This window comes from Stenotrophomonas sp. YJH_SMC_29 (assembly GCF_059371235.1).
In genome coordinates, this window is record NZ_JCAFUK010000002.1 from 58,112 (window position 1) to 71,229 (window position 13,118).

At 67.2% G+C, this 13,118-nt stretch carries 10 protein-coding genes; 3 read left to right on the top strand and 7 right to left on the bottom strand.

The genetic code is table 11. The features are described 5' to 3' along the window. Window positions 1-21: 21 nt before the first annotated feature. From selB to fdnG, 7 genes are all read right to left on the bottom strand, one after another. On the bottom strand, window positions 22-1,950 hold the full coding sequence (selB, locus tag AC5P9I_RS03470) for a selenocysteine-specific translation elongation factor (RefSeq protein ID WP_088476038.1): 1,929 nt from the start codon (window positions 1,948-1,950) through the stop codon (window positions 22-24). Next, complete coding sequence (selA, locus tag AC5P9I_RS03475; RefSeq protein ID WP_049464268.1) at window positions 1,947-3,371, bottom strand: L-seryl-tRNA(Sec) selenium transferase; 1,425 nt, start codon at window positions 3,369-3,371, stop codon at window positions 1,947-1,949. Before selA ends, selB begins: the two co-directional genes overlap by 4 nt. A 3-nt stretch (window positions 3,372-3,374) precedes the next feature. Further along, on the bottom strand, window positions 3,375-4,358 hold the full coding sequence (gene fdhE, locus AC5P9I_RS03480) for a formate dehydrogenase accessory protein FdhE (RefSeq protein ID WP_049464271.1): 984 nt from the start codon (window positions 4,356-4,358) through the stop codon (window positions 3,375-3,377). Then, window positions 4,339-4,524, bottom strand: coding sequence for a hypothetical protein (locus AC5P9I_RS03485; protein ID WP_130767776.1), 186 nt, complete (start codon window positions 4,522-4,524; stop codon window positions 4,339-4,341). The genes fdhE and AC5P9I_RS03485 overlap by 20 nt, the downstream gene beginning before the upstream one ends. A gap of 197 nt (window positions 4,525-4,721) precedes the next feature. Continuing rightward, the gene (locus AC5P9I_RS03490) at window positions 4,722-5,369 is read right to left on the bottom strand and encodes a formate dehydrogenase subunit gamma (protein WP_049465734.1); all 648 of its coding nucleotides are present in this window, start codon (window positions 5,367-5,369) and stop codon (window positions 4,722-4,724) included. After that, the gene (fdxH, locus tag AC5P9I_RS03495) at window positions 5,366-6,283 is read right to left on the bottom strand and encodes a formate dehydrogenase subunit beta (RefSeq protein WP_049465732.1); all 918 of its coding nucleotides are present in this window, start codon (window positions 6,281-6,283) and stop codon (window positions 5,366-5,368) included. Before fdxH ends, AC5P9I_RS03490 begins: the two co-directional genes overlap by 4 nt. Before the next feature lie 10 nt (window positions 6,284-6,293). Beyond that, a complete protein-coding gene (fdnG, locus tag AC5P9I_RS03500; protein ID WP_235645068.1) occupies window positions 6,294-9,362 on the bottom strand; it encodes a formate dehydrogenase-N subunit alpha in 3,069 nt (1,022 codons plus the stop codon). 290 nt (window positions 9,363-9,652) lie between these two features. Here fdnG and gmk point away from each other — a divergent pair, with 290 nt between their 5' ends. The 3 genes from gmk (at window position 9,653) to AC5P9I_RS03515 (ending at window position 12,997) form a co-directional block, all read left to right on the top strand. Continuing rightward, the gene (gmk, locus tag AC5P9I_RS03505; RefSeq protein ID WP_049465727.1) at window positions 9,653-10,318 is read left to right on the top strand and encodes a guanylate kinase; all 666 of its coding nucleotides are present in this window, start codon (window positions 9,653-9,655) and stop codon (window positions 10,316-10,318) included. A gap of 110 nt (window positions 10,319-10,428) precedes the next feature. Beyond that, on the top strand, window positions 10,429-10,728 hold the full coding sequence (rpoZ, locus tag AC5P9I_RS03510; protein WP_005410877.1) for a DNA-directed RNA polymerase subunit omega: 300 nt from the start codon (window positions 10,429-10,431) through the stop codon (window positions 10,726-10,728). 106 nt (window positions 10,729-10,834) lie between these two features. Next, window positions 10,835-12,997, top strand: coding sequence for a RelA/SpoT family protein (locus tag AC5P9I_RS03515; RefSeq protein WP_005418955.1), 2,163 nt, complete (start codon window positions 10,835-10,837; stop codon window positions 12,995-12,997). The last annotated feature ends 121 nt before the right edge of the window (window positions 12,998-13,118 follow it).

Below are 13,118 nucleotides of genomic sequence, written 5' to 3' on the forward strand. Positions count from 1 at the left end.
AGTACCGCGGTGCCGGTGCGCTCAGTCGTGGGCCGCGTTCCACTGCAGGTCGCCGCGCGGCCGATGCTGGTCACCGACGCGTCGAGTGTAGCCAACGCGATTGAAGAACTCCAAGATCTGGATGCTGCGTTTGCGCCCCAGGCCGATTGCATCGCGGAAGGCGGCCGCATCCACCGTACCGCTGGCCTGCGACAGCCGTGCGACGATCGCGGCCAGCTCGGCGATGCGGGCCGGCGCATAGAACAGGTCCGGTACCACCTGGAACAGTTCGCCGCGCGCGGCGGCACGCCGCAGGATGGCGCGGACCTCGTCCTCGGGCAGGCCGAAGTCGGTGGCCAGGGTACGCACCCACGGCGGATCGAAACCACCGGCGTGCAGGTGCGGGAGCACGCGTTCCAGCAGCAGGCGTTCACGCTCCGGCGGCGCATGGTCGTGACCGGGCAGGCGCCACCACGCGCCCACGCGCTGCAGCGTGCCGTCGGCCAGCAGGTCCTGCAGCAGCGCATTCCAGAGCCCCGTCGCAAGCGCGGGCAGGGTGCTGCGTTGCAGGCGCCCGCTGTCGACACCGGGTTCGTCCGGGCGTCGCTCGTGCCAGCTGCGCAGTGAGGCAATTACCTGCTCGCGCAGCACTTGCCAGTGCGAGGCGAGGATGACCACCGTGTCTTCGCGGGTGACGATGCGTCGTGTGTCTGCAGGAAGATCGATGCGGTCGGCCGCGCGCCGGCAGTAGCGCTGCAGTGTGGCCATGGGTATCCCCAAGGGCGCCTGCTGCAACAGCGGACCGAGCCCGGCACCTGCGGCCAGTTGCTCCAGTGCGCGCAGCCAGGCGAGCCGTGCCGGGCTGCGCCGGCGCCGCTGCGGAGGCTCCGGATCGAGCACGATGCCGCCGCCCAGCGTGTGGGTGGCCGCCGAATCACGGGCGATGAAGCGATCACCGCACATCGCACAGACCGGCGAATCGAATACCAGCTGCACGAGCTGCCCGTCGCCGGAGGGAGCGTCCTCCAGCAACACAAGATGGGCCTGCCGGTGCATCGTGCCCCAGTGGATATGCAGCGGTGCCCAGTCGCGCAACGGTGCGGCCTGCGCGGAAATCCGCAGCCGTACGTCGACACGGAGGGTGGCCAGCAGGGCGCGTGGATCGGCGATCCAGTCGCCACGGTGGATGTCTTCGCGCGCGATGGCAGCCAGGTTCAACGCGCAGCGCTGCCCGGCCATCGCACGTTCGCTGGCCCGGTTCTGCGCGTGGATGCTGCGCACGCGCACATCGGTGGCCGCCGGCATCAGCTGCAGATGTTCGCCAACCGAGGCGACGCCGCCATGCACCGCGCCGGTCACCAGCGTGCCGTGGCCGGCCAATGAGAACACGCGGTCCACCGGCATGCGGAACAGTTCATGGTGCAGCGCGGCCCGTCGCGCGTTGAACTCGTCTGTGGCGCATGCATGCAGGTGGGTGCGCAATGCGTTGATGCCCACATCATCGGGGGAGGTGCTGTTGCAGGCGAACACCGGCGCATCCTGCAGCGGCGTGCCGGCCAGCAGTGCAGCGATCTCGGTCTGGACCTGGGCCATGCGCGCGGCGTCCACCCGGTCGATCTTGGTGAGCGCCACTGCGCCGCGATCCACGCCCAGCAACTGCAGGATCGCCAGGTGCTCGCGGGTCTGTGGCATCACACCGTCGTCGGCGGCAATCACCAGCAGCGCCATGTCGATGCCGGTAGCACCAGCCACCATCGTATGCACGAAGCGTTCATGGCCTGGTACGTCGACGAAACCCAGCGTCGCCGACGCGTCTCCAACTGAGCCCTCCACCGGGACATAGGCATAGCCCAGTTCAATGGAGATGCCGCGCGTGCGCTCTTCTTGCAGGCGATCGGTTTCGATGCCGGTCAGTGCCCGCACCAGGCGCGTCTTGCCATGGTCGATATGCCCGGCGGTGCCGACAATCATGGTTGCAGCGCGCCCCACTGGGCGAGGAAGTCCGCTTCCTCGGACGGTTCCAGGCAACGCAGGTCCAGCCACAATGCGTCCTCGCCGATGCGGCCCAGCACCGGTCGCGGCAGCTGGCGCAGGCGCTTGGCCAGGCGGTCCAGGCCGCCGCGTTGCGCAGTGGTGATGCGCAGGCCGGCACTGCCGAGCTGCGCCTGTGGCTGCGCGCCACTGCCGATCTGGCTGTGCATCCGTGCCTGTTCAAGCATGTAGCCGGCCGGCAGCGCCGAGCGCATCGGGGGAAGCAGGCGCTGGGCCTGCGCATCCATGTCATCCTGTGTCCGCGAGAGCGTACGCAGTGTCGGCAGCCGCTGGGCCAGCAGTTCCGGCTCGCGGTACAGGGCCAGCACCGCCGCCAGCGCGGCCAGGCCCATCTTGTCCATGCGCAGCGCGCGCTTGAGCGGGTTGCGGTTGATCCGCGCGATCAGGTCGGCGCGGCCGGCGATGATGCCGGCCTGCGGCCCGCCCAGCAGCTTGTCGCCACTGAACGAGACCAGATCGGCGCCCGCCGCCAGCGTTTCCTGCACGGTCGGCTCGTGCGGCAGGCCGAAGGCCGCCAGGTCGCACAGGCTGCCACTGCCCAGGTCCACCACCAGCGGCAGGCCATGGTCGTGCGCGATGGCTGCCATCGCCGCGGTGTCGACCTTGGCGGTGAAGCCGGTGATCGCGTAGTTGCTGGCATGCACTTCCATCAGCAGCGCGGTGCGCGCGCCGATGGCATGGGTGAAATCGGCGGGATGGGTGCGGTTGGTGGTGCCCACTTCGAGCAACCGTGCGCCGGCGCTGCGCATCACATCGGGAATGCGGAAGGCGCCACCGATCTCCACCAGTTCGCCGCGCGACACCACCACCTCGCGGCGGTTGGCCAGGCTGTTGAGCAGCAGCAGGACCGCCGCCGCATTGTTGTTGACCACGGTGGCCGCTTCGGCGCCGGTCAGCTCGCAGACCAGCGCCTGCACCCGCGCATCGCGGTCGCCGCGGCGGCCGCGGGCGATGTCGAATTCCAGGTCAACCGGCGCGGTCATCGCGCGGGTGACCGCCTGCACGGCGGCATCCGGCAACAGCGCGCGACCCAGGTTGGTGTGCAGCACGGTGCCGGTCAGGTTGAAGATCGGCTGCAGGTCGAGGCGTGCATCGGCGGCAAGGGCGGCGTCGAGCGCCGCGACCAGTGCCCGGCCTTCAATGGCCCATTGCAACTGCTCGGCCGAGAGTTGTGCGGCACCGATGCGCTCGCGCAGCGCCTGCAGGTGTGCGCGCAGCAGCTGGGTGATGCGGCTGCGACCGTGATCTTCGATCAGTGCCGACAGCGCCGGCAGGCGCAGCAGCTTGTCCAGCGAGGGCAGGGCGGCGGCCGATGCCGGGGCGGCGGATGTGCGTGGCATGGGTCAGTCGTCGTCGGATTGCCACAGCAGCGGATTCTGGCTGGCTCGCGCGTAGCCTTCCTCGCCCAGCAGCAGGTCCAGCGCCAGCGTGCCGAGATCGTCGGCCACCGGTTCCAGCGCCGGGTCCTTTTCCAGGTACAGGATCTTGCGGTAGCTGTGGCAGTGGTCGCAGGTCTCGGCGCGCACCGCGCTCTCGCGCACGGCCTGGGCGGCATCGCCGTCGGCATCGGCCAGGGCGCGGTAGGCGATGTCCTTGCCAGCGGCGCCACACTGGCTGCACTGCACGCGCACGTAGTGCCACTGGCAGGCGCACAGCGAGCACGACAGATAGCGGTACGAAGCATAGGGCGGGCGGGCCTGCACCACGCTGGCCACCGGCAGGGTGCCGCACAGCGGGCACACGCCAGGCGCATCGGCCAGCGGCCTGAGGTCGCTGGCGCGGAAACTGGCCGTGAGCACGGCCCAGTACACCTGCAACGCATTCATCACCAGCAGCGCCGCCACCGCATCCACCGACGGGGCGTCATCGCGCTCCAGCACGGCGTGCGCCTGCGCATCCAGCCAGGCGTCATCGGCGGCGGCGACGCGCAGAAGTTCGCGCCGGGTTTCCGCCGGCAGCCCGGCTTCGTCGGCACAGTGCCGGCACAGCGTGCGCAGCCAGTCGCGCCAGCGGCCGTCCAGTTGCAGTGTGTTGGCGGGCCGCAAGGGCATGCCGGCACCGGCGGCCGCGCTCGACTGTTGTGCACGCGCCTGAACCTGCAGCGCCTCGCGCTGTTGCGGCGTCAGCTCGTCCAGCAGCGCCTGCTGCGCATCGGCCAGCGCCGCCAGCAGCTGCAGATAGCCACCGATGGCACTGTGCGTGGCGAGGCTGCGCAGTCGCGCCGCGCGTGCAGCGAACAGCGATTCGGTACCGGGCAGGATGATGCGCGGCACGTCGCGCGAGGCGAGCGTCTCGATCTCACCGGGTTCAAGGATGCGTTGCGCCATGCAGGGCCAGCCAGAAGAACCAGCCTCCATCCTCGCCGTTGTCAGCGCTGGCGTCCAGCGCGTTGCCGGCCATTTGAAAGGTTGGGGTCAGATCCGTTTTCCACAGGAAAACGGATCTGACCCCATCGGTTGTTACCGTGTTCATCGTGTCGACCAAGGTCGACACCTACCAAAAGCACCGGTGAACTGTCGAAGGCGGGGTGGGTCCGGTTGCGGGGGCGTGAGCCGCATGGATGCGGCGACCGAGCTTACATGGACGTACTTGCAGCGTCCCCCGCAACCGGACCCACCCCGCAACTCCTCAGGAAGCCAGCTTTTGACGTTGACGTTGCCTCTGCGGGTGCAGGGCCGCAGGCCCTGCCGCTAGCCCTCTTCCCGTCGCCCGCGCAGGATGTCCCGGAACCATTGCCGGTGATGCTTGTAGGCCCACCCATAGGTCACCTTGCCCTGGGTCATCGCCCGCACAGAGCCCTTGATCCAGAGCGCGGCATAGATGTGCACCACGATCGCACACACCAGTACCCAGCCGAACAACGCATGGGCAAGCACCGAGAAGCGGATCAGGCCGATCGGGAAGAAGTGGCTGAAATACTGCCGCCAGATCACGAAGCCGGTAAGCAGCAGCGCCGACAGGCAGCCGATGATGGCCCAGAACAGCAGCTTTTGGCCGGCATTGAAGCGGCCCACCGGCGGCAGCCTTTCGTCTTCGTTGCGCAGCACGTCGCGCATGCCGCGCATCCACGCACGGTCGTCGGCGGTCGGCAGGTTGTCACGCCACATGCGGATCGCCAGCAATGTGAAGCCCACCACCATGGCCAGACCGATGAACGGATGCAGGATGCGTGTCCACGGGCCGCCACCGAACAGCTGGGTCAACGGGAACAGGGCAGGGTGGAACAGCGCGAGCCCGGACAGCGCGGTCAGCACGAAGCAGATCGCCACGATCCAGTGATTGATGCGGGTCGGCGCGCGGTAGCGGATGATCTGCCGCGGGTGCGGGGCGTACTTCATGGCCGCTGCTCCTCTTCGATCTTCTTCGCTTCGTGTTCGGCGGCCTCTTCTTCCTCGTCATTGACCGTGTTGCGGCCGATGCCGATGTAATGCAGGAACCCAGCAAAGGCCGTGGCGGCAATCGCCAGCACGCCCAGCGGCTTGGCCACGCCCTTCCAGACTTCCACCATCGGGCTGATCCGCGGGTCCTTGGGCAGGTCGGCATACAGCTCCGGCTTGTCCACGTGCTGCAGCACGTACATCACGTGGGTGCCGCCCACGCCCTGCGGGTCGTACAGGCCAGCGTTCCCGTAGCCGCGCGATTTCAGGTCTTCGACGCGTCCGGCCGCGTGCTCGGTCATCGCCTGCTTGCTGCCGAAGGTGATCGCCCCGGTCGGGCAGGTCTTCACGCAGGCCGGTTCCTGGCCCACCGCCACCCGGTCCGAACACAGCGTGCACTTGTAGGCCTTGTGGTCCTTCTTGGAGATGCGCGGCACATCGAACGGGCAGCCGGTTACGCAGTAGCCACAGCCGATGCAGTTCTCTTCCTGGAAGTCGACGATGCCGTTGGCGTACTGGATGATCGCGCCCGGCGACGGGCAGGCCTTGAGGCAGCCTGGGTCGCTGCAGTGCATGCAGCCTTCCTTGCGGATCAGCCACTCCAGCTTGCCCTTCTCGTCCTCGTACTCGCGGAATTTCATCACCGTCCACGACTGGTCACTCAGATCGGGCGGGTTGTCATAGCTGCCGACACAGCTGCCGACCTCGTCGCGCAGGTCGTTCCATTCCATGCAGGCGACCTGGCAGGCCTTGCAGCCGATGCACTTGCTCACATCGATCAGCTTGGCGACCTGGCCGGTGTGCGCCCCCCGCGCCTCCGGCGAGGGCGTGGTGGTGGCCGAGCGGCGGATGATGTCCAGCGATTGCAGTGACATGGCGTGTCTCCTACACCTTCTCGACCTTGACCAGGATGCACTTCGATTCGGGCGTCTGCGAGTTGCCGTCACCGATGGCGTTGGTCAGCGTATTGGCGATGTAGCCGGGCTTGGCCGCACCGAGGAAGCCCCAATGGATCGGCACGCCCACCTGGTGCACGGTCCGGCCATCGATCTGCAGGGCCTTGATGCGCTTGGTTACCATGGCCACCGCTTCGATGTGCCCGCGCTTGGAACTGACCCGCACCCGGCTGCCGCTGTTGATGCCCAGCTCGTCGGCCAAGGCAGCGCCGATCTCGACGAACTGCTCGGGCTGGATGATGGCGTTGAGCTTGCCGTGCTTGGTCCAGAAGTGGAAATGCTCGGTCAGGCGGTAGGTGGTGGCCACGTGCGGGAACTCATCCGGCGAACCGATCTGGGCACGGTCACTGGCGAACACGCGTGCGGCCGGGTTGTTCAGCGTCAGTGCCTGGCCGGGGCTGAGCGGATTGCTGCGCAGCGGGGTATCGAACGGCTCGTAATGCTCGGGGAACGGGCCTTCGGCCATGCCGGCCTTGGCGAAGAAGCGGGCGATGCCCTCCGGGTTCATGATGAACGGGCCCATGCCGCCAGCGGGATCCTCGTCGGCCTTGAAGTCCGGCACATCCACGTTGCCCCAGTTCTTCCCGTTCCAGGCCAGCAGCGTGCGGCGCGGATCGAATGGCCGGCCGGCGACGTCGCACGAGGCGCGGTTGTACATCACGCGGCGGTTGGCCGGCCACGCCCACGCCCAGCCCAGCGTATTGCCGATGCCGGTCGGGTCACTGTTGTCACGGCGCGCCATCATGTTGCCGGTCGGGCCCCAGGCACCGATGTAGATCCAGCACCCCGACGCGGTGCTGCCGTCGTCGCGCAGGTCGCCGAACGTCGCCAGCTGCTCGCCGGCCTTGCGCACCAGCCTGGTCGGATCCTTCGGATCGAACACGTCCGTCAGCGCCTTGCCGTTGTACTCCATCGCCAGCTCTTCGGGCGTGGGCACTTCAGGGTTGGCATAGTTCCAGGCCAGGTCGCGCACCGGCTCCCACCACGCACCGCCGTCCTTCTCGTACATCGCCTTGATGCGATGGAACAGCTCGGACATGATCTCGATGTCGCTGCGCGCTTCGCCTGGCGGATTGGCGCCCTTCCAGTGCCACTGCAGCCAGCGCGAGGAATTCACCACCGCACCGTTCTCCTCGGCGAAGGACGTGGTCGGCAGGCGGAACACCTCGGTCTGGATCGTGCTGGGGTCGACGTCGTTCAGCGCGCCGTGGTTCTGCCAGAAGGCGATGGTCTCGGTTTCCAGCGGGTCCATGCTGACCATGAACTTCAGCTTGGAGAACGCGCTGATCAGCTTGCCCTTGTTCGGTGCCGAGGCCAGCGGATTGAAGCCCTGGCAGATGTAGCCGTGGATCTTGCCTTCGTTCATCAGCTCGTACGCCTGCAGCATGTCGTACGGCTTGTCGAGCTTGGGCAGGTGATCGAAGCACCAGTTGTTGTCGGCGGTGGCAGCGTCGCCCCACCACGATTTCATCAGGCTGACGTGGAACTTCGGGTAGTTCTGCCAGAACGACATCTGGTTGGCGCGCAGCGGCTTCTGCGTGCGCTTGGCGAGGTAGGCGTCGTAGTCCTGCTCGTCCTGCCTCGGCAGCGTCAGGTAGCCGGGCAACAGGTCGGACATCAGGCCGATGTCGGTCAGGCCCTGGATGTTGGAATGCCCGCGGAGCGCGTTCATGCCGCCGCCGGCCACGCCGATGTTGCCCAGAAGCAGCTGCACCATGGTGCCGGCACGCACGTTCTGCGCACCGATCGAGTGCTGCGTCCAGCCGAGGGCGTACAGGATGGTCATCGCCTTGTCCTTGCCGGTGGTGGACGCGATCATGTCCCAGATCTGGCGGATGCTGTCGGCAGGCGTGCCGCAGATGCGCTCGACCATCTCCACGGTATAGCGCGCGTAATGCTGCTTGAGCAGGTTGTAGACGCAGCGCGGGTCCTTCAGCGTCGGGTCGCTGCGTACGTAGCCGTCGTCACCGTAGGCGTAGTCCCAGCTGGAACGGTCGTAGCTGCGCTTTTCTGCGTTGTAGCCCGAATACAGGCCGTCCTTGAAGGCGAATTCGTCCTTCACCAGGAACGACATGTCGGTGTAGTTCAGCACGTACTCGTGCTGGATGCGGTCCTCGGTCAGCAGGTAGTTGATCAGGCCGCCCAGGAACACGATATCGGTACCGGTGCGGATCGGCGCGTACACATCGGCCACCGCCGCCGAGCGGTTGAAGCGCGGATCGACCACGATCAGCCGGGCCTTGTTGTGTGCCTTGGCCTCGGTCACCCACTTGAACCCGCACGGGTGCGCCTCGGCGGCATTGCCACCCATGATCAGGATCAGGTCGGCATTCTTGATGTCGACCCAGTGGTTCGTCATCGCACCACGGCCTAGCGTCGGGGCAAGACCTGCCACCGTCGGGCCGTGTCAGACACGTGCCTGGTTGTCGAATGCCAGCATGCCGAGGGAGCGGACGACCTTGTGGGTCAGCACCGCGGTTTCATTGCTGGTGGCCGAGGCCGCCAGCATGCCGGTGGTCAGCCAGCGGTTGACCGTCTGCCCGGCTTCGTTCCTCTGCACGAAGTTGGCATCGCGGTCTTCCTTCATCAGCCGCGCGATGCGGTCCAGCGCATCGTCCCAGCTCAGCCGCTTCCACTCGTTGGAGCCCGGCGCGCGGTACTCGGGGTAGAGCAGGCGCGACTTGCTGTGGATGATGTCGGCCAGGCCGGCACCCTTCGGGCACAGCGTGCCGCGGTTGACCGGGTGGTCCGGGTCGCCTTCGATATGGAAGATGCTCGGTTCGGCGTTCTTGGCGCCATCGCCGAGGCTGTACATCAGGATGCCGCAGGCCACCGAACAGTACGTACAGGTGTTGCGGGTCTCGGTCGCGCGGGTCAGCTTGTATTGCCGGACCTCCGCGAGCGCGATGCCGGGCGCGAAGCCCATCAGTGCCAGGCTGGAGCCGACCAGGGTTGTCCCGGTCACTTTCAGGAACTGGCGGCGGCTCATCGATGGCATGCCGTTCTCCTGGGATGGCGGGGAGGCGCAGGCCTCCGGGCTGTCGTTGGGTACGGCCGGTTATAGCACAGGCCCCCGGATGCCCATGTGGCACAAGGCGCGGCGCCTGCCGGACGGGCCCGGAAAGGGCATGCTCTGGTAAAGTTGCGTGCCCGCCCCCCCGGGGAAGCGTCTGCCGGGCCTGGTTCCAGGATGTTCCGCGCAGCCCCCGCCGTCCGGCCGCGATCCGCCGCGCCGGACCTGGAACATCGAGGAAAAATTTTGCGAAATCAACCAGTTGGGAGCCGTGCATGAGCGCCCCGTCGAAGCCGTCGGACGCCGTTGCGCGCGGCACGCTGTACATCGTGGCCGCCCCGTCCGGCGCCGGCAAGAGCAGCATCGTCAACGCCACCCTGGCGCGTGACCCGCAGATCGCCCTGTCGATTTCCTTCACCTCGCGCGCGATGCGCCCCGGTGAGGTGAACGGCCAGCACTACCACTTCGTCAGTGCCGAGAAGTTCGAGCAGATGATCGCCGCCGGCGACTTCTTCGAACACGCCTGGGTGCACGGCGACTGGAAGGGCACGGCCCGGCAGTCGGTGGAGCCGCAGCTGGCCGCCGGCCAGGACGTGCTGCTGGAGATCGATTGGCAGGGCGCCCAGCAGGTGCGGCAGCTGGTGCCGGGCACGGTCACCGTGTTCATCCTGCCGCCGTCCAAGCAGGCGTTGCAGGACCGCATGCGCAAGCGCGGCCAGGACAGCGAGGCGGTCATCGCCCAGCGGCTGGGGGCCGCCCGCGATGAAATGCTGCACTTCAACGAGTTCGACTACGTCATCGTCAACGAGGTGTTCGACACTGCCGTGGACGAGCTGTGCGCCATCTTCACTGCCAGCCGCCTGCGCCGGGAGGCCCAGAAGGTGCGCCACGCCGCCCTGATCCAGGCCCTGCTGACCCCCGATCCGGGTGCAACTGACTGATTCCAAAAGAATCGATGGGGGGTTGGCTTGATTTTGTCCAGCCCCTGCCAGTACACTCCGTCCCCTTTCCCTCATTCGACTGAGCGGCCGACCGGTCGCCGGGAGCCCGTATGGCCCGCATCACCGTAGAAGATTGCCTGGAAGTCGTTAACAACCGTTTCGAACTGGTCATGATGGCATCCAAGCGTGCCCGCCAGCTCGCCAACGGCGTGCAGGCCACGCTGGACAACAGCGAGACCGAGGACAAGCCGACCGTGCTGGCGCTGCGCGAAATCGCCGCCCGCAAGATCGACAACGCGCTGATCGACGAAGTCGAGAAGGCCGAGCGTGAGCGCGCCGAGCGCGAAGCGCTGGAGTGGGCCGCCGCCGAAGTGGTGGCCGACGAAGACATGTCCAAGAACGACGATTGATCGCATCGATCAACCTAATCGTTGGATACACCGAACAGCCCGCCCCGTGCGGGCTGTTTCGCATTCAGGATTTGCCGTAAACGTCGCGCTGGAATAGGCTGCGGGCATGAACCCAGGCCCCACTGCCAAGGTCGCCGCAGCCCCCACTGCCGCCGTACCCGACTACGTCCTCCAGCTCGAACGCGCCGCCCATTACCTGCCGCCGGAACAGCTGCCGCTGCTGCGCCGTGCCTGGGAAGTCGGAGCCTCCGCGCACGCTGGGCAGACGCGCAAGTCGGGCGAGCCCTACATCACCCACCCGGTGGCCGTGGCCCAGGTGCTGGCCGAGCTCGGCCTGGACGTGGAAGCGCTGATCGCTGCGATCCTGCACGACACCATCGAAGACACCCCGCTGACGCGCGAGGCGCTGGCCGCCGAGTTCGGCGAAGCCGTGGCCGAACTGGTCGACGGTGTCACCAAGCTGGACAAGCTGAAGTTCCGCGACCGCCAGGAAGCGGCCGCCGAGAGCTTCCGCAAGATGCTGCTGGCGATGTCGCGCGACCTGCGCGTGATCATGATCAAGCTGGCCGACCGCCTGCACAACATGCGTACGCTGGGTGCGCAGAGCCGCGAAGCGCGCGGCCGCATCGCCCGCGAGACGCTGGAGATCTACGCGCCGATCGCCCAGCGCCTGGGCATGAGCCTGGTCAAGAGCGAGCTGCAGAACCTGGGGTTCAAGGCGCTCTACCCGTGGCGCCACGCCATCATCGAAAAACACATCCGCAGCCAGCCGGTGGTGCGTCGCGAAGCGATGGCACAGGTGGAAGTGCAGCTGTCGCAGCGCCTGGCCAAGGAGGGGATCGAGCATCGGCTGATCAGCCGCATCAAGACCCCGTGGAGCATCTACAACAAGATGCGCGACGAGAACAAATCCTTCGACCAGGTGATGGATGTGTTCGGCTTCCGCCTGGTCGTGCGCAGCGTGCCCAGCTGTTACCACGCGCTGGGCTCGGTGCACGCCACCTTCAAGCCGCTGGATGGGCGCTTCCGCGATTTCATCGCCATTCCCAAGGCCAACGGTTACCAGTCGCTGCACACCGTGCTGTTCGGGCCGTATGGCTCGCCGATCGAAGTGCAGATCCGTACCGAGGAAATGGACCTGATCGCCGAGCGCGGCGTGGCCGCGCACTGGACCTACAAGTTCGGTGGTGATTCGCCCAACAGCGCGCAGAGCCGCGCCCACGCCTGGATCGTCGAGCTGATCGACTCGCAGCGCGCCGCCGGTTCCTCGCTGGAGTTCCTCGACAACGTCAAGGTCGACCTGTTCCCGGACGAGGTCTACCTGTTCACCCCGAAGGGCAAGATCCTGGCCCTGCCGCGTAATTCCACCGCGCTCGATTTCGCCTACGCGGTGCACACCGACGTCGGCAACATGGCGGTGGCCTCGCGCGTGGACAAGAAACTGGTGCCACTGCGCACCAAGCTGGTGTCGGGCCAGTCGGTGGAGATCATCACCGCACGCTCGGCCACGCCGAAACCGCAGTGGCTGGAATTCGTGGTCACCAGCAAGGCACGCACCGCCATCCGCCACCAGCTCAAGCAGCTGGAACACGAAGATGCCGTGCAGCTCGGCCACCGCATGCTCGACCGTGCGCTGGAAGCGATGGATTCATCGCTGGAGCGGCTGCCGAAGGGGCGCCTGGACGCGTTCCTGGCCGAGCACCGTTTCCCGCGCCTGGAGGCGCTGCTGGCCGAGGTCGCGCTGGGCAACTGGATGCCGACCCAGGCCGCGCAGGCGCTGATGGCCTACGCCGAACTGCGTGGCGGCCCGCATTCGCGCCACCATTCGCAGGAGAAGATCCTGATCAACGGCAGCGAGCGCGGCGTGGTCACCTTCGCCGGCTGCTGCCAGCCGATTCCCGGCGACGAGATCATGGGCTACCACACCGCCGGCAAGGGCATCGTGGTGCACCGGATGGACTGCCCGAACCTGGCCGAGCTGCGCAAGTCGCCCGAGCGCTGGGTGCCGATCGGCTGGGACACCACCGTCTCCGGCGACTACGACACCTCGCTGGTGGTGGAAGTGGAGAACGGCACCGGCGTGCTGGCGCAGCTGGCCGCCGCCATCGCGCAGAGCCACTCCAACATCGAGCGCGTGGACTACCTGGACCGCGATTTCAACGCCGCCGTGCTGGCGTTCAACATCCAGGTGCGCGACCGCAACCACCTGGCCGAAGTGATGCGCCGCCTGCGCCGCCTGTCGGTCGTGCAGTCGGTACGCCGCCAGTAGGCCCTGCGCGGACCGGTAGTGCCGGCCGCTGGCCGGCAACCCATGGATCCTCGACGGCGTCGCGATTGCCGGCCAGTGGCCGGCACTACCGAAGCGGCGCGGTGGATCCGCGCCATGCGTG

Coding starts and splice junctions, on each gene's coding strand:
- selB (WP_088476038.1), bottom strand. CDS start 1,950: ATGATTGTCGGCACCGCCGGGCATATCGACCATGGCAAGACGCGCCTG.
- selA (WP_049464268.1), bottom strand. CDS start 3,371: ATGCCACGCACATCCGCCGCCCCGGCATCGGCCGCCGCCCTGCCCTCG.
- fdhE (WP_049464271.1), bottom strand. CDS start 4,358: ATGGCGCAACGCATCCTTGAACCCGGTGAGATCGAGACGCTCGCCTCG.
- AC5P9I_RS03490 (WP_049465734.1), bottom strand. CDS start 5,369: ATGAAGTACGCCCCGCACCCGCGGCAGATCATCCGCTACCGCGCGCCG.
- fdxH (WP_049465732.1), bottom strand. CDS start 6,283: ATGTCACTGCAATCGCTGGACATCATCCGCCGCTCGGCCACCACCACG.
- gmk (WP_049465727.1), top strand. CDS start 9,653: ATGAGCGCCCCGTCGAAGCCGTCGGACGCCGTTGCGCGCGGCACGCTG.
- rpoZ (WP_005410877.1), top strand. CDS start 10,429: ATGGCCCGCATCACCGTAGAAGATTGCCTGGAAGTCGTTAACAACCGT.
- AC5P9I_RS03515 (WP_005418955.1), top strand. CDS start 10,835: ATGAACCCAGGCCCCACTGCCAAGGTCGCCGCAGCCCCCACTGCCGCC.